This is a genomic window from Sinomonas flava, assembly GCF_039531875.1.
In the GTDB taxonomy this organism is placed as follows: Bacteria; Actinomycetota; Actinomycetes; order Actinomycetales; family Micrococcaceae; genus Sinomonas; species Sinomonas flava.
In genome coordinates this window covers 361,786-377,356 of sequence record NZ_BAAAQW010000006.1, presented here as the reverse complement: position 1 = coordinate 377,356, position 15,571 = coordinate 361,786, and the positions used below count along the sequence as shown (strand labels likewise).

At 69.6% G+C, this 15,571-nt stretch carries 13 protein-coding genes and 1 riboswitch; of the genes, 5 read left to right on the top strand and 8 right to left on the bottom strand.

Going from position 1 to position 15,571, the window contains the following annotated elements; translation table 11 throughout:
* Positions 1-41: 41 nt before the first annotated feature.
* The 8 genes from ABD298_RS13075 to ABD298_RS13040 form a co-directional block, all read right to left on the bottom strand.
* Entirely contained in the window at positions 42-1,412 is a 1,371-nt protein-coding gene (locus ABD298_RS13075) for an LLM class flavin-dependent oxidoreductase (protein ID WP_344300146.1), read from the bottom strand.
* The gene (locus ABD298_RS13070; protein ID WP_344300145.1) at positions 1,409-2,749 is read right to left on the bottom strand and encodes an MFS transporter; all 1,341 of its coding nucleotides are present in this window, start codon (positions 2,747-2,749) and stop codon (positions 1,409-1,411) included. Before ABD298_RS13070 ends, ABD298_RS13075 begins: the two co-directional genes overlap by 4 nt.
* Before the next feature lie 36 nt (positions 2,750-2,785).
* Positions 2,786-2,901, bottom strand: a riboswitch (SAM riboswitch).
* An 83-nt stretch (positions 2,902-2,984) separates the two neighbouring features.
* Complete coding sequence (locus ABD298_RS13065) at positions 2,985-4,004, bottom strand: sensor histidine kinase (protein ID WP_344300144.1); 1,020 nt, start codon at positions 4,002-4,004, stop codon at positions 2,985-2,987.
* 56 nt (positions 4,005-4,060) lie between these two features.
* Complete coding sequence (locus ABD298_RS13060) at positions 4,061-5,524, bottom strand: glycosyltransferase family 87 protein (RefSeq protein WP_344300142.1); 1,464 nt, start codon at positions 5,522-5,524, stop codon at positions 4,061-4,063.
* Positions 5,525-5,562: 38 nt separating this feature from the next.
* Positions 5,563-6,417: a S1 family peptidase gene (locus tag ABD298_RS13055; RefSeq protein WP_344300141.1), complete on the bottom strand. Its 855-nt coding sequence runs from the start codon at positions 6,415-6,417 to the stop codon at positions 5,563-5,565.
* Between the two features lie 115 nt (positions 6,418-6,532).
* The gene (locus tag ABD298_RS13050) at positions 6,533-6,769 is read right to left on the bottom strand and encodes a hypothetical protein (RefSeq protein ID WP_344300140.1); all 237 of its coding nucleotides are present in this window, start codon (positions 6,767-6,769) and stop codon (positions 6,533-6,535) included.
* Positions 6,770-7,435: 666 nt separating this feature from the next.
* Positions 7,436-8,035, bottom strand: coding sequence for a histidine phosphatase family protein (locus tag ABD298_RS13045; protein ID WP_344300139.1), 600 nt, complete (start codon positions 8,033-8,035; stop codon positions 7,436-7,438).
* A complete protein-coding gene (locus ABD298_RS13040) occupies positions 8,036-9,604 on the bottom strand; it encodes a CCA tRNA nucleotidyltransferase (RefSeq protein ID WP_344300138.1) in 1,569 nt (522 codons plus the stop codon). It abuts the gene before it with no gap.
* 138 nt (positions 9,605-9,742) lie between these two features.
* On the opposite strand from ABD298_RS13040, the gene ABD298_RS13035 reads away from it, so the two are divergent.
* From ABD298_RS13035 to trxA, 5 genes are all read left to right on the top strand, one after another.
* Entirely contained in the window at positions 9,743-10,249 is a 507-nt protein-coding gene (locus tag ABD298_RS13035; protein WP_344300209.1) for an NUDIX hydrolase, read from the top strand.
* A 7-nt stretch (positions 10,250-10,256) separates the two neighbouring features.
* Entirely contained in the window at positions 10,257-12,188 is a 1,932-nt protein-coding gene (murJ, locus tag ABD298_RS13030; protein WP_344300137.1) for a murein biosynthesis integral membrane protein MurJ, read from the top strand.
* 102 nt (positions 12,189-12,290) lie between these two features.
* The gene (locus ABD298_RS13025) at positions 12,291-14,024 is read left to right on the top strand and encodes an ABC transporter substrate-binding protein (protein WP_344300136.1); all 1,734 of its coding nucleotides are present in this window, start codon (positions 12,291-12,293) and stop codon (positions 14,022-14,024) included.
* A 191-nt stretch (positions 14,025-14,215) separates the two neighbouring features.
* Complete coding sequence (gene trxB / locus ABD298_RS13020) at positions 14,216-15,190, top strand: thioredoxin-disulfide reductase (protein WP_344300135.1); 975 nt, start codon at positions 14,216-14,218, stop codon at positions 15,188-15,190.
* 18 nt (positions 15,191-15,208) lie between these two features.
* Positions 15,209-15,547 carry a thioredoxin gene (gene trxA / locus ABD298_RS13015; protein ID WP_486387590.1) on the top strand — a complete coding sequence of 113 codons (339 nt, stop codon included), beginning with the start codon at positions 15,209-15,211 and terminating at the stop codon, positions 15,545-15,547.
* Positions 15,548-15,571 lie beyond the last annotated feature (24 nt).

Below are 15,571 nucleotides of genomic sequence, written 5' to 3'. Positions count from 1 at the left end.
ATTGTGCCGCCCCACGGGTACGCGCCCACGGGGCTCCCGCCTCAGCCCACGGGGACGCGCGCGGCGGCACCGGGATGGTCTGCGGCGAGCCGCGGGCCCTTCCCGAGGACAGCCTCGCGGAACGTCGCCCCGGGAGCCGATTCGGCGAGGAGGCCACGCCGGCGCAGCTCGGGCGAGACGAGGCGGGCGAACGCGAGCAGGTCCGCGGGCCGCACCGCGGAGGTCAGATTGAACCCGTCGATGCCGCCGTCCTCGGCGAAGCGCTCGAGCTCATCCGCCACGGTCGCCGGGGAACCGACGATCACCGGCCCGCGGCCGCCGATCGAGACGAACTTCGCCACCTCGCGCAAGGTCCAGGTGCGCTCGGGGTCGAGCAGCGTGAACTGCGCGAGGGCGGACTGGTTGGCCTCGCTCCTGATGTACGTCAGGGGCGCGTCCTGGTCGAGGCCGGAGAGGTCCAGGCCGGTCCAGCCGGCGAACAGTGCCAGCGCCGCATCGGTGTCCACGTGCGCCTCGTAGTCGGCGAGCTTCGCCGCGGCAGCCTCGTCGGTCTCGGCCACGATCACCGTGGCGATGTTGAAGGCCTTGACCGACTCCGGGGCCCGCCCGGCGGCGGCCAGCTCGGCGCGGAGCCCGTCCGTGTACTTGCGCGCCTGGGCCGGCGTGGAGGCGGCGAAGAACACGGCCTCGGCGTGCCGCCCCGCGAAGGCGCGCCCGCGGGCCGAGGCCCCGGCCTGGAACAGGAGCGGCGTCCGCTGCGGGGACGGCCCGACGAGGGCCGGCCCGGGCACCCGGTACACGTCGCCGTCGTGCCCGATCCCCCGCACCCCGGCGGGGTCCACGAACACGTTGGCCGCGGCGTCCGCGACCACCGCCCCGTCGTCCACGGAGCCCTCCCAGAGCTTGTAGACCACGTCCATGAACTCCTCGGCGCGGTCGTAGCGCTCGTCGTGCGGGATCTGGGTGTCGAGGCCGAGGTTCCTTGCGGCCGACTCCTGGTACGAGGTCACGATGTTCCACCCGACGCGCCCACCCGTGAGGTGGTCGAGCGTGCCGAACTTGCGGGCGAGCAGGTACGGGTGCTCGTAGGTGACCGAGGCCGTGACCCCGAAGCCGAGCCGCTCCGTGGCGGCCGCGAGGGCCGAGACGATGAGCAGCGGATCCAGCGTCGGATACTGCACGCCGCCCCGCACGGCGGCGTCGGCGGAGCCCCCGTGGACGTCGTACTGGCCGAGGATGTCGGCAAAGAAGATTCCGTGGAACCCGCCGTCCTCGAGTGCCTTCGCGAGGTCGGTCCAGTACCCGAGCTCCGCGAATCGGTGGGCCCCCGAGTCGGGGTGACGCCATAGCCCGGGCGACTGGTGCACGGGCACGAGCATCTCGAACGCGTTGAGGAGCAGCGGCTTGGTCATGAGGCCTCCGTGAGTGCGGTCTGGGCAGCGCGTCCCCGGGCCGGGTCCTTCGCAGCAAGCGCAGCGGCGGTGGTGAGAATCGCGAGGAACACGAACCAGCCGCACACGAGCCACGGCTGGCCGCCGCCGGCCTGCAGGAGCGAGGCAGCGACGAGCGGGGTGATCGCAGCGGAGAGGACGGTGCCGACCTGGTACCCGAAGGAAACGCCCGAGTAGCGCAGCTCGGTGGGGAACTGCTCGGCGAACCACGCGGCCTGAGGGCCGTAGATGGCGTCGTGCAGGATGTTCATCCCCACGAGAAGGACGAGGGGCAGGAACGCGAGGTTCCCATGGTCTAGGAACCAGAAGAACGGCCAGATGAGCACCGCGACGCCGATTGCGGCGCCCACGGCGATCCGCTTGCGGCCGATCCGGTCCGAGAGCCAGCCCCAGAACGGGCCCGAGAAGAGGCCGATCGCCGAGACGATGAGGATGGCGGTGAGCCCCGACGCCGTGTCCTCGCGGCGGTCCTTGAGGTAGCCGAGGATGTAGACGGTCATGAGGGTGTAGATGGCCGGCTGTACCAGGCGCAGGCCGACCGTGACGAGGATCCCGCGCGGGTGCTCGCGGAGCACCCGGACCACCGGCCGCGCGACCACGCGGTCCTGTTCCTGCACGGCGGTGAACTCCTCGGCGTCGGTCACCCCGAGACGGATCCACAGCCCCACCAGCACGAGGGCGCCCGAGAAGAGGAAGGGGATGCGCCAGCCGAAGGCCTGGAACTGGTCGGTGGTGAGGAAGGCTTGGGCGAGCGCGTAGGCACCGGTGGCCAGCAGCATTCCGGCCGCGGAGCCGACCTGCGTGAACGAGCCGAAGAAGCCGCGCTGTCCCGCCGGGGCGTGCTCCACGGAGAGCAGCGCGGAGCCGCCCCACTCCGCGCCGGCGGAGAGGCCCTGGATGAGCCGCAGCAGCACGAGCCCGGCCACGGCGAGGATGCCGATCGCGGCATAGTTCGGCAGGACGCCGATGAGGGTCGAGGCCACGCCCATGGTCAGGAGCGACCACACGAGCAGCGCCTTCCGGCCGATCCGGTCGCCGAGGTGACCCGCGATCACCCCGCCGAGGGGCCGCGCCACGAAGCCCACGGCGTACGTCGCGAACGAGGCGAGGATGCCGACGAGCGGCGAGGCGTCGGGGAAGAACTGCTTGTTGAAGACGAGCGCGGAGGCCGTGCCGTACAGGTAGAAGTCGTACCACTCGATGGTTGTCCCGACGAACGCCGAGGCGAGGATGCGCCGCTTGGCGCGGAGGGTCGCCCCGAGCCCTGCGCGGGTGGGCGCGGTCAGCTGTGTGGCCATGGAGGTCCTTCGTGTCACGGCGTCCAGCTCCGCGGGGCGCCATACTTACGACGCCGGTCTGCCGACGCCGTCGAATCCTCACCTGGAGCACCCCGCTACAGCAGGAGGGTTGCCGTCCGGCCAGCCAGGGCTTGCCACCGGATCTCTTGATTCTTCTTCAGGATTGTTCCGAGACCGGCCGCGGTCCCGCAAAGCGCCTCGTCACAAAGCGCAAACTGCGGGGCCGCGGTGCCGGTCAGGGAGTGTCCGCGCTGGGCGTGCCGGGCGTACTGATGCTCACGGTGACACGCGTGCCCTCGCCCGGTGCCGAGGCGACCGCCATGGTCGCGCCGGCCTCCTCGACGCGCTCCCTCAGCGCGCGCAGCCCGTTGTCGCGAGTCGCAGCGCCAGCGGCCGCATCCGTCGGGTCGAAGCCTGCGCCGTCGTCGCGGACCTCGAGCGTCACCTCGTCCTCGAGGTAGGCCAGGCGCACGACGGCGGTGCTCGCCTGCGCGTGCTGCCAGACGTTCGCGAGGCTCGCCTGAGCGGCCTTGAGGAACGCGTCCTCTGCGTTGTCGGGCAGGGGGCGGGAGGTCCCTTCGAGGTCGAAGCGGCAGGTGAGGCCCGTTCCCCGTGCTGACGATGCGGCGGTGGTCCGCTCGCACAGCGTCCGGAGGGACTCTGCAAGGCGGGGGTCCTGGCGCTGCGCGGCCGGCTGCCGGATCGGGGCCTCCCGCGGCGGCTTGGGTTCGGGTTCTGTAGGCTGGACGACCGCAGGCTGCGCCTCGCTGGGCGCGTTGGGCGCGGGCTCCGCGCCTGAGGCGGGCTGTGGGGCCGGCAGCCGCTCGATAGCCGGCTGCGGAGGGAGCGGGAGCTGAAGCTGGATGAAGAACAATGGGATGGCGACCCAGGCGAACTCCGTGCTGACGGCCACGAGCACGGCCCACAGCGCGCACATCCCCGCGAGCCAGTGCAGCCGGTACTGCGCCGGATCGAAGGGAAGGCCCTTCGCGGGCCGTTTCTGGAGCACGATCCCGGCCGCGTACGCCGCCGCGAGGAGTCCGACGAGGGGAAGCACAATGCCTGGTGCGGCCCCGGCTGCGTCCGGAGCCGGGGCAAGGGCGCGGACGGTCCCGATCAGGAGCAGGAGCGCGAAGGCCACGTGCAGTGCCGTGGGAAGCCACCGGAGGACCCGCTCGGCCGGCGTCGCGGGAGGATCTGGGGAAGGCTGGGGAGTCTGGGCTGCCGTTGCTGGGGGGCTTGAGCGGCTGAACATGGCCCCGAGCCTACCCGCGGCCCCCGCGCGCGCTGGGGACATCGCCCGGAGCTTCCTCAGAGACGGGCGGGGGCCTTCCGGCGCTGTTCCCACCAGCTGCGCAGGCTGTCGAGGGTGACGACGTCTGGCGCGCCGTCGAACGCGCCGCCCTGCGGGTCGTCCTGCCGGCTGCGGCGGATCGGGTCGCCCGCGGGGTCGTAGATGTCCATGACGACCTTGACGCACAGGTACACGAGCGCGCCCATGTGCGCGAGGATCGCGCCGACATAGTAGGGCGAGTCGATGTTGTTCTGGGGCGGTCCCCCGCTGGTCCACTGCCCGAGGTACATCCAGACGGCCGCCCAGTGGACGGCCTCGACGGCCATCCAGATGAGGAAGTCGCGCCACCGGGGCCGCGCCAGCGCCAGCAGCGGGATGAGCCACACGACGAACTGCGGGGAGTACACCTTGTTCGTCAGGATGAACGCCGCCACGACGAGGAACGCGAGCTGCGCGAGCCGCGGACGCCGGGGGGCGTGGAGCGCGATCACGGCGATCACCGCGCACAGGACCACGAGCGAGACGGTGACCATCGCGTTGATGCCCGGGGCGTCGAGCATGATCCAGTGGAGCCGCTCGGCGATGAGGTTCCAGGCGAAGTAGATCGAGGAGAAACCGGCGGGGCGCTCCCTGGTGAAGTCGAGGAAGTACCCCCAGCCGCGCGGGTTAATGAGGAAGATCGGCAGGTTCACCGCAGTCCACGCCCCTGCCGTGCCGGCGACCGTGAGCAGAAGCGGGCGGTACTTCCCCGTACGGACCGCGAGCACGAGGATGGCGCCGAGCACGACGATCGGGTACAGCTTCGTGGCCGTCCCCAGACCGATGAACACTCCTGCCCACACCGGCCGGTCCCGGGCGAAGGCGAGGAGGCCCAGCGCGAGGAGCGCGACGGCCCACATGTCCCAGTTGATGAATCCGGAGAGGATGGCGCCGGGCGCGATCGCGAGCATTGCTGCGTCCCAGGGGCGCCGCCGGTTCGAGCGGGCTGTCGCGATGACCGCGATGAGCCACATGACGGTGATGAGGGCCGCATTGATGTCGAAGTAGGTGGTGGCCCGCGCGTCCGAGACCCCCGAGCCGGGGACGAGGAGCGCCGTCGCCCCCGCGATGAGCCCCATGATCACGGGGTACTCGAAGAGGGCGTCCTGGGTGAAGAACGGCAGGACGCCCTCGGCGAGCCCACGCTCCTTGAAGAGCGTGGGCAGGTCCGAGTAGCACGTGGCGTAGAAGTGGGTGGGCGTGTTCCAGCCGTTGACTCGGCAGTAGCCCTTGATGACGACGCCGATGATGGCGGCCACCGCGGTCAGGACGATGAGCACCCGCTCGGGCGTCCAGAAGCCGCTCTTGACGAGGCCGGGCGCCGCGTGGTCCCCCAGGGGGCCCCCGATCGACTCGGAGAGGGTGTGGAGGAGGGGGTCGTTGCGGGTCGGCGAGATCACCGCGTACGGCTTGGGGGGCTTCTCGTCGGTTCTCGACTCCATGCCCCCGAGCCTACCGGCCCCCAGACGGCCCCTCCGCCCTAGACCGCCGACGTCAGGCGGGCGAGCCAGTCCTGTGCCTCGGCGATGTCGACGCGCTGGATTCCGGCCGTGTACCGGCAGTTCTTGCTGCCGAAGCTGACGATCCCGATGACTTCCCCGTTGAGGAACACGGGTCCACCCGAGTCCCCGAAGCAGATGCCGCCAGTGCCGCGCGCGTCGTTGTCATTGCCGTTGGCCTCGACGATCTGGTGCTCGATCTTCCCCTCCAGGGGCATGTCGACGTAGCGCCGCTCCATCGGGAAGGCAATCGGCGTAGGCGTCTGGGGGCCAGAATCCGGCTTCCCCATGACGTCGCCGTAGCCCACCGCCCGCACGATCGTCTTGGGCACGTCACCGGGACGGATGGCGTCCAGGGTGCCCAGGCCCGCCAGCGGGTAGGTGGGCTGGGTGACCGGGGAGTCCAGGACGATGACCCCCAGGTCGTTCCAGTTTTCCGTGTCCGTGAACTGCGAGTAGCCGGGGTGCGTCTGGGCCGTGCCGGAAATCTCGCCCTCGAGCTCGACGGCGGTGTAGCCGACGGCAGGATTCTTGGCTGGCGGAAGTCCCGTCGTCGGTCCTGGGGAGATCTCGGACCGGAACGATACGTACGTCTTCCCGACCACGCCGTAGGTGCAGTGCCCGGCGGTCAGCAGGACCGTCGGTGAGACGAGCACGGCCGAGCAGCGGGACCGCTGCGTCCCCTGCGGCCCTTGGATATAGGACACGATCCAGGCCACGCCGGTGTGCTCCGTGTCGCTTGTCCCACCCGTGCTCGCTTGGGCAGGTGCCACCCCCACGACGAGGGCGAACACCGAGATCAGAGCCGCAAGGGCGGCGGCGAGTTTCGTGCGCATGATTCCCCATCCCCGTGCGCCGGTGCGCACACGGGGAAAATTCTTCACGACGAGACCGGGGCGGCCAAGTGCCGGACGTGAGATCCAGCTCACATCCGGCACTTGGACCTCACGCTCAGTGAATGGGCATCGGCATGCCGATGGCGCGCCATGCGTCCTCGCGGTGACGCTCGATGCGGCGCTCGTCGATGCGGCGGCCCAGCAGGTGGCGGAAGAGTCGGTACACGCTGTTCACCTCCTTCCGGATGGGGGGGACGGACGACGGCGCAGCGGTCGCCGCCGGCGCGACGGTCACCGCATGCGCGGAGTCCGCCAGGGAGGACGAAGTGATGGAGGGGGCGGGCGAGGGCATGGGGAAGCTCCTTCGAAGGGGCCATCAAGGAATCAGCCCAGCAGGAATCAACGCAGGGCAGATGAGGGCATGGAAGAAGGGTCGGCAATTCCGCAGAAGAACACCGTGTGGGACGCGCAGAAATGCTCAGGAAAAGGGCGCAGAAGTCCCTCAAAATGCCCGCGCGAAATTCAAGGCAGGGGAATTCTGAGGAATTGCCGCCTCAGGCCGCACAGAGCTAGGTGGCCGTGAGAACGGCCCCGACGGCGCGGGACGGAACGCGGGAACTGCGGCAGACACACCTGTCCGGGTGCCGGCTCGCGCGGAGAACCCAAGAGGAAAGGGCTGAAGCGCCGAGAGGCTGATGCCGTCAGGTGTACGCGGAGGTCAGGACCGTCCGCCCGTCAGAACGCGGATCGCGTCGAGGAAGAGGTCAGGAAGATGCCTCGACACGGAACGGGAGGACGCCATGGAACCGCCACGCCGCATCATTGCCGCCGTGGTTGAGAACCTTGGTGACGATCATTGGTCCACCCTCCTTCGCTACCGTGGTGACATTCGGGGGCCGCCGAGGAACTATTCCCGGGGCACGGGAATAAAGCTAGCCCAGCCTCTGGATAAAAGGCAAGGGGAGGCTGAAGAAAATGCCAGGAGAAATTATCGGGGCAGGAGGCTACGGGCAGGAGGTTACAGTCCCCAGGCCTCGATGGCAGGAGTCCTCTTGTCCCATCCGAGCCGGCAGGCCTTCGCCGTGCCGAGGATGAAGTGCCGCCCCTCGGTCGCGGGGAGCGCGAGCCACCGCGCGGCCAGAATGCGGCAGAAGTGGCCGTGCGCCACCACGAGCACGTTCTCGTGGCCGGAAGTCCTCACCCTCTCGACAACCCGATCGGCCCGGTCCCCCACGTGCGTCAGCAGCTCACCGTTGGGCACGCCGTCGTTCCAGATGAGATAGCCCGGGTTCTGCTTGCGCACGTCGGCCGAGCGCACGCCCTCGTAGTCGCCGTAGTCCCACTCAACCGCGTCCGGCTCGAGCTCGGCGTCCGGGAAGCCGGCGAGCTCCGCCGTCCTGCGGGCGCGCTGCAGGGGTGAGGTCAGCACGAGACCGAACCCGACGCCGTCGAGCGTCTTGGCCGCCTGGCGTGCCTGTTCCTCGCCCTCGGGGGTGAGCGGGAGGTCGGTGAGGCCGGTGTACTGGCCGCTGCGGGACCATTCCGTCTCGCCGTGGCGCAGGAGCCAGAGCCGCGTGAGACCGTAGTCTTCCGCGCCCGGGAGGCCCATGCTGTGCATCTAGTGCTCCTCTTCGTCTGCCGCGGCGCCGGGCGCTGCGGCTGCTTCTGGCTGCTGCGTCCACCAATCGAGCAGTCTGGCCCGCGCCTCGTCCTCAGAAGCCGGCCCGTTCTCCATCCGCTCGTTGAGCAGGAACGCGTAGGCACGGCCCACGAGCGGGCCCGGGCGGATTCCGAGGGCCTCCATGATCTGCTGCCCGTCCAGGTCCGGACGGATGGCCGCGAGTTCCTCCTGCTCCGCGAGCTCGGCGATCCGCCGTTCGAGGTCGTCGTAGGCGAAGGAGAGGCGGTCGGCCTTGCGCTGGTTCCGTGTCGTGACGTCGGAGCGCGTGAGCCGGTGGAGGCGCTCGAGGAGCGGCCCGGCGTCGGTCACGTACCGGCGGACTGCGGAGTCGGTCCAGCCCGATTCCCCGTACCCGTAGAAGCGCATGTGCAGCTCGACGAGGCGGGCCACGGCCTTGATCGTGTCGTTGTCGAACCGGAGAGCCTTCATGCGCTTCTTCACCAGCTTGGACCCGACCACGTCGTGGTGACGGAAGCTGACCGCGCCGCCCGGCTCGAACCGACGCGTGGCCGGCTTGCCGACGTCGTGCATGAGCGCGGCGAACCGCAGCACGAAGTCCGGACCGGGCACGGGCCCGTCGGGGCCGGTCTCGAGCTCGGCAGCCTGCTCGAGGACCGTGAGGGAATGGTGGTAGACGTCCTTGTGCCGGTGGTGCTCGTCCGCCTCGAGCTGGAGCGCCGGGATCTCGGGCAGCACGATGGCGGCGAGTCCGGTGTCGACGAGGAGGTCGATGCCCGCGCGGGGGGCGGCCCCGTTGACGAGCTTGACGAGCTCGTCCCGCACCCGCTCGGCCGAGATGATCTCGATCCGCTGGGCCATCTCCGTCATCGCGTCCCGAACCCCCGGCGCCACGTCGACGCCGAGCTGGGAGGCGAACCGGGCTGCGCGCATCATGCGCAGAGGATCGTCCGAGAAGGACAGCTCCGGGGTGCCGGGCGTGCGCAGGACGCCGGCGTGGAGGTCGTCGAGGCCGCCGAAGGGGTCGACCAGCTCGAGCGAGGGCAGGCGGAGCGCCATCGCGTTCATGCTGAAGTCCCGCCGCTGAAGGTCCGCGACGAGGTCGGTTCCGAAGGCGACGGCGGGCTTGCGCGATTCCGGGTCGTAGGCCTCCGCCCGGTAGGTCGTCACCTCGATCTGATGCCTGCCCTTCCGCAGGCCGATCGTGCCGAATTCCCGGCCGATGTCCCAGTGCGCATCCGCCCAGCCCCTGATGACCGCGATCGTCTGGTCCGGGCTGGCATCCGTGGTGAAGTCGAGGTCCGGAGACGTGCGGCCCAGGAAGAGGTCGCGGACGGGGCCGCCGACCAGGGAGAGCTCGAAGCCCGCCTCCGCGAAGCGCCGGCCGAGCTCGAGGACCACCGGATCGACCTCGAAGGCCTCGGCCGTCTCGGCCGCGTCCTCCGCGCCGGCACCGGGGATCGTGTCCTTCGAACCCGTGCTGTGGGGGCCCTTGTCCTTCAGGCCCGCCCCGTGCCTGCCCTGCGCTGTCGTCTCATCTGATGCCATAGTCCTTAAAGCTTGGCAGATCCCGGCGCGGGCGACCCTCCCGGGCCGGCCGCAATCGCGGCAGGGGCCGTGTTCGTTACAGTGGACTGCATGGTCATCCCGTTGCCGAGCGATCCTCAGAAGAGGAGGAATGCGCCCCTGCCGTCGGCAATCGGGCCGCACATCGCCCCGGCTGGGCACGGCTATCCCTCCTCCCTCCCCACGGTCGAGGAGGTCTCGGCGGGCGGCGTGGTCGTCGAGACGAGCGACCCGAACCTGCCGGTCGCGATCATCGCCCGGCTCAACCGCGGCGGCCGGCTCGAGTGGTGCCTCCCCAAGGGCCACCCGGAGGGGCGCGAGTCCAATGAGCACGCAGCCATCCGTGAGATCAGCGAGGAGACCGGCATCCGGGGCGAGATCCTCGCGCCGCTCGGGAGCATCGACTACTGGTTCACGGTCACGGGGCACCGCGTGCACAAGACCGTCCACCACTATCTCCTGCGCGCCGTCTCAGGGGACCTGACCATCGAGAACGACCCGGACCACGAGGCGGTCGACGTCGCGTGGGTCCCCATCTCCGAGCTTGCCCGGCGCCTGTCCTTCCCGAACGAGCGCCGCATCGCGGACCTGGCCCGCGAGGTGCTGCCCGAGCACCTGCTCTCGTGAGGTAGGCATGGCCTCTCCCAAGTCAGTCCCGGTGTCCGAGGCGCGCTCGAGCGCCATCATGGCCGCCGGCACGCTCATCTCCAGGGCGCTCGGCTTCATCCGCTCGTGGATGCTCATCCTCGCGCTCGGCCTCGGATCCACGGTCGCAGACACCTTCGTCAACGCGAACAACCTCCCCAACCTGATCTTCCTCCTCGTGGCAGGCGGCGTCTTCAACGCGGTCCTCGTGCCGCAGATCATCAAGGCGAGCAAGGCGGCCGACGGCGGAGCGGACTACATCAGCAGGCTCCTGACACTGGGCGTCCTCGTGATGTTCACGCTCACGGCCGCCGTCACGCTCGCCGCGCCGTGGGTCATGCAGCTGACCACCTCGGGGTACAGCCCGCAGCAGCTGGCCCTCGCGACAGTGTTCGCGTTCTGGTGCCTCCCGCAGATCTTCTTCTACGGCCTCTACGCCCTCCTGACCCAGGTGCTCAACGCGCACGGCGCCTTCGGGCCGGCGATGTGGGCGCCCATCGTCAACAACATCGTGGCGATCGCAGGCCTCGGGATGTTCGTGTGGATCTTCGGGGCGAACCGGACGAATCCGCACAGTCTGGACAACTGGACGGGCGCCCACACGTTCTTCATCGCGGGGCTCTCGACGATCGGCGTGCTCGTCCAGACCGCCCTGCTGCTCCTGCCCGTCATCCGGCTCCGCCTGCGGCTCCGGCCGGCCTTCGGCTGGCGCGGGGTCGGCCTCGGCACGGCGGCACGCCTCGGCGCGTGGACCCTCGCGACGACCGCCGTGGGCCAGCTGACCTTCCTCTACGTCATGAAGATCGCCTCCCAGCCCGGCGCCGAGCGCGAGCGGCTGCGCGAGGCCGGCGACCCGCTGTGGCAGCAGATCCCCGGCAACACCGTGCTGGAGATCGCCTCCCAGCTGTACCTGCTGCCGCACTCGATCATCGCGCTCTCCCTGGCGACGGTCCTCTTCAACCGGATGACCGAGGCCTCGCAGGCAGGCGACCGTGCGGGCGTCCGCGAGGCCCTCTCGCACGGCCTGCGCACCATGGCCGTCGCCACCGTCTTCGCGGCGCTGGCACTGTTCGCCCTGGCGGCGCCGCTGGGCATGTTCTTCTCGGGCGGCAGCGCCTCGGACGGCGTCATGCTCGCGCAGACACTCAGCATCCTCGCGCTGAGCACGCCCTTCATGAGCGCGAACTTCATGATGGCCCGCGTCTTCTACGCGAAGGAGGACGCCCGCACCCCGTTCAAGATCCAGCTGTGGCTCGCGATCCTGAACGTGGTCGGCGCCTTCGCCATCCAGTACGTGCCACCGCGGTACATCATCTTCTCCATCGCGAGCCTCTACACCGTGGGCAACATCCTGTCGGTCGTGCTCAGCAGCCACTACCTGCGCAAGCAGCTCGGCCATCTCGACGGCGCGCACGTCGCCCGCTCCTACATCCGCATGGGCTACGCCGCCACGGGCTCCGCGCTCGTGGGGGCGGTCGCCGTCGGCCTCCTGGGCGGCTACCGGCCCGAGGGCTTCATCTGGAGCTCGAACTGGGCCGCCCTGGCCGCCATCGCAATCATCGCGGTCCCGATGCTCGTCGTGTACTTCGTGCTCCTGCGGCTCTTCCGCGTCACCGAGCTGCAGGACCTCCTCCGCCCGCTGCTGGGGAGGCTGGGCGCCCGGGTCGCGGGAGCGCCGTCGCCCGCCGCCGCGCACGACGGCGCCGCTGCCGCCGCCCGCGCGCGCGCCGATGATGAGAACCCGGCCACCGCCGCACTGCAGATCATCTCCGACGACACGGGCATCATTCCCCGCATCTCGGGCCAGTTCGATCCGGTGATGTACCGGGCCCGGCCCTCGAGCGCGCGGATCGAGCGCGTGCCCGGGCGGCGCACGTTCCAGGGTCCCCCAGGGCAGAACCCGCATTTCCCGGAGGACTGAGCGTCCGGCCGCTCAGGGGCGCGCGGGCGCGGTCCGCTAGGATCACTAGCAGCACAGGGCAACGCCGACGGCCGCGCCCGCGCCAGCGACCAGGAGGTTTCCGTGTCCCAGTCCATCGACGTCGGCACAGTGCTCGGGGGGCGGTACAAGGTCACGTCCTCGATCGTGTCGTCCCAGGAGGGCGATCTCGTCCTCGACGGCGTGGACCAAGTCCTCAACCGTCCCGTGAGCATCCTCGTCTCGGGACCGTCCAACGCTGACCAGCTCGCGCAGAGCGCACGTGAGGTCGCGACAGGCGAACGCCACGGCGCCGTCCAGGTCCTCGACCTCGGCATCAGCCACGGATCCACCTACCTCATCACCAACCACACGTCGTCGGCGGACCTGCTTGACCTGATCGTCCCGCAGGACACCCCTTACGTCGAGCCGTTCTTCACGGACACCCTGGGCAGTGAGATCTTCGGGCAGCGGCGGTCCAACGAGCCCGAGACATACGACGGCTCCTATGATCCCAACCACCGCGACCAGTACATCCAGTACGACGACTACGGCCAGGACGAGTCGCAACGGAATGGTGCGGCACGAAACGGCGACGCCCCCTCGGGGACGCAGGAGCCGAGGCCGTCACGCTTCCCGGCGCCCTCGCAGGGTTCGGGTCGGGCTTCGGGGCCGGGGAGCGCCGCTTCAGCAGGTGCGGCCGGGGCAGCGGCAGCCGGAGCAGCGTCGATCCCGCCGCCCCCGCCGGCTCCGCCGCGCTCTGCGCCGGGCCAGACGGGCGGCACCCATCCCGGCGAGGAAGGAACCGCGGGCGGTGCCAAGCCCAAGGTGACTCCGTGGCCGGCCCGGCCCGGATCTCCCGAGGAGCAGTCCTCCGGCAGGGAGGCGCCCACTGCGGCGGCGCCTCAAGTCCGGCCTTCGTCTGAGCCTGCGACCCGGGCGCAGCCCTCCCACCTGCCGTCCGGTGACGCGGGCCGTGCGGGCGCAGCCGCCGCAGGAGGAGCCGCCGCAGGCGCTGCTGCAGGCGCAGCCACCCGGGGCGGGAAGGAAGCAGGCTCGCCGGACGCCGGCCAGGGCCGTCCGCACTATCCCTCCTCACGCCCGGCTGCGTCGCTCCCTCCGCAGGCGAGGGGGACTGCGGCGTCGACCGACTACGACGACGAGGACGACGAGGAGACCCGCCCCCGTTCCGTGCCCTGGCTGGTCGGCGGGGTGCTCGCCGTCGTGCTCATTGCTGCCCTCATCTTCGCCTTCACCACCCTGGGCGGACTCTTCCAGCCGCAGCAGCCTCAGCAGACGGCTGGCGGCCAGCCGCAGCCGACGCAGAGCCAGGGCGCACCGGCAGCGCCGTCGGCGCCCTCGAATGCGCCGACCACTGCTCCGGCCGCGCCGCCAGCCATCGACAACGTCACGCGGATCAATCCGAATGACCTGCAGTTCGCGCTGAACTACGACAGCAAGCTCGCTGCGACGTTCGACGGGAACACAGCGACGTACTGGTCGGACATGGAGTTCGCCCGCGAGGACTGGGGAGGCTTTGTCCGGAGCGTCGCCCTCGCCGTCGAGCTGAAGGACAAGGTTCCGGTCAAGCAGGTCACTCTCAGCCAGTCCGGCGGCTCCGGCGGCAACCTGAGCATCTACACGAATGACGAGCCCAGCCTCTCGGGTGCCACCCTCGCGGGCACGACGTCGTTCACCGGACCGCAGGTCTCTGTACCGGTGGCGAACAGCCCGAGCGCCAAGTACGTCATCATCCAGATCAACTCGCTCCCCAGGCTGTCCGCGCCGAAGACGCAGTACAACTTCGGTCTGCGCCTCACCGAGATCAAGGTCGAGTAGCAGCGAACGTCCCGGAGGGCGAGTCTCCCACCGGCGTCTGAAGATGAGCCTGTGGGGCCCCGGAGATCTCCGGGGCCCCACTGCTTCCTTGGGTACGCTTGGACGAGAGCGCCCCGGAATATCGACGCCCGTCGGTATGTTGTGGGTCGTAACGGCCCGCGCCAAGATCAAAAGGGAGAGGCACAGACCCTGTGAGCATTGAAGAGACCGCCGGAGACATCCGCGACGTCATTGTCGTCGGTTCTGGTCCGGCCGGATACACCGCTGCCATCTACACTGCACGAGCCAACCTGAAGCCGTTGATTTTCGCGGGATCCGTCACCGCCGGCGGCGAGCTCATGAACACGACCGAGGTCGAGAACTTCCCCGGGTTCCCCGAGGGCGTCATGGGCCCCGAGCTGATGGACAAGCTTGAGCAGCAGGCCGCGAAGTTCGGCGCGCAGATCGAGTTCGAGGACGTGGAGTCGGTGGACCTCGAGGGCGAGGTCAAGTCTGTCACGCTCGCCAGCGGTGAGACGTGCCGCGCCCGCTCCGTCATCATCGCGACCGGTTCGGCCTATCGCGAACTCGGCCTGCCGAACGAGAAGCGACTCTCCGGCCACGGCGTCAGCTGGTGCGCAACCTGCGATGGCTTCTTCTTCAAGGATCAGGACATTGCCGTGGTCGGCGGCGGCGACTCGGCCATGGAGGAGGCGCTCTTCCTGACCAAGTTCGCGCGCACCGTGACGGTCGTGCACCGTCGTGACAGCCTGCGTGCCTCGAAGATCATGGCTGACCGTGCACTCGCGCACGAGAAGATCCGCTTCGCCTGGAACTCCGAGGTCGCAGACGTCGTGGGCGATGACAAGGTCTCTGCTCTCAGGCTCCGGAGCACCGTCGACGGATCTGAGTCGGAGATCAACGTCACCGGTGTCTTCGTCGCCATCGGCAACGACCCCCGCACCGCCCTCGTGAAGGACGTCCTCGAGCTGACGGCGGAGGGCACCATCGCCGTGCAGGGTCGCTCTTCCAAGACGAGCGTTCCCGGCGTCTTCGCCGCTGGCGACGTCGTCGATCCCACCTACCGTCAGGCCATCACCGCTGCGGGCTCCGGCTGCGTTGCTGCCCTCGACGTCGAGCACTACCTCGCCGACGTCGGAGCCCGCGCCCTCGCGCAGCAGGCCTGAGAAACCACAAAAGATCGGATACCAGCTATGAGCAACGCCAAGAACGTCACCGACGCTGATTTCACCGATTCCGTACTCATGTCCGAGAAGCCCGTCATCGTTGATTTCTGGGCGGAATGGTGCGGTCCGTGCCGCAAGCTCGGACCGATCCTCGACGACATCTCCGTCGAGTACGCGGACCAGGTGGAAGTTGTGAAGGTGGATGTCGACAACAACCCGAACATCGCCGCCGAGTACGGGATCACCTCAATCCCTGCCGTCTATCTCTTCGAGAAGGGCCGGGTCACCGGCACCGTGATCGGGGCTCGACCGAAGCAGTACTTTGAGAAGGAATGGAGCGAGGTCCTCTCCAAGTAGGACCGTCTGCTGCTCCAGGGAGGG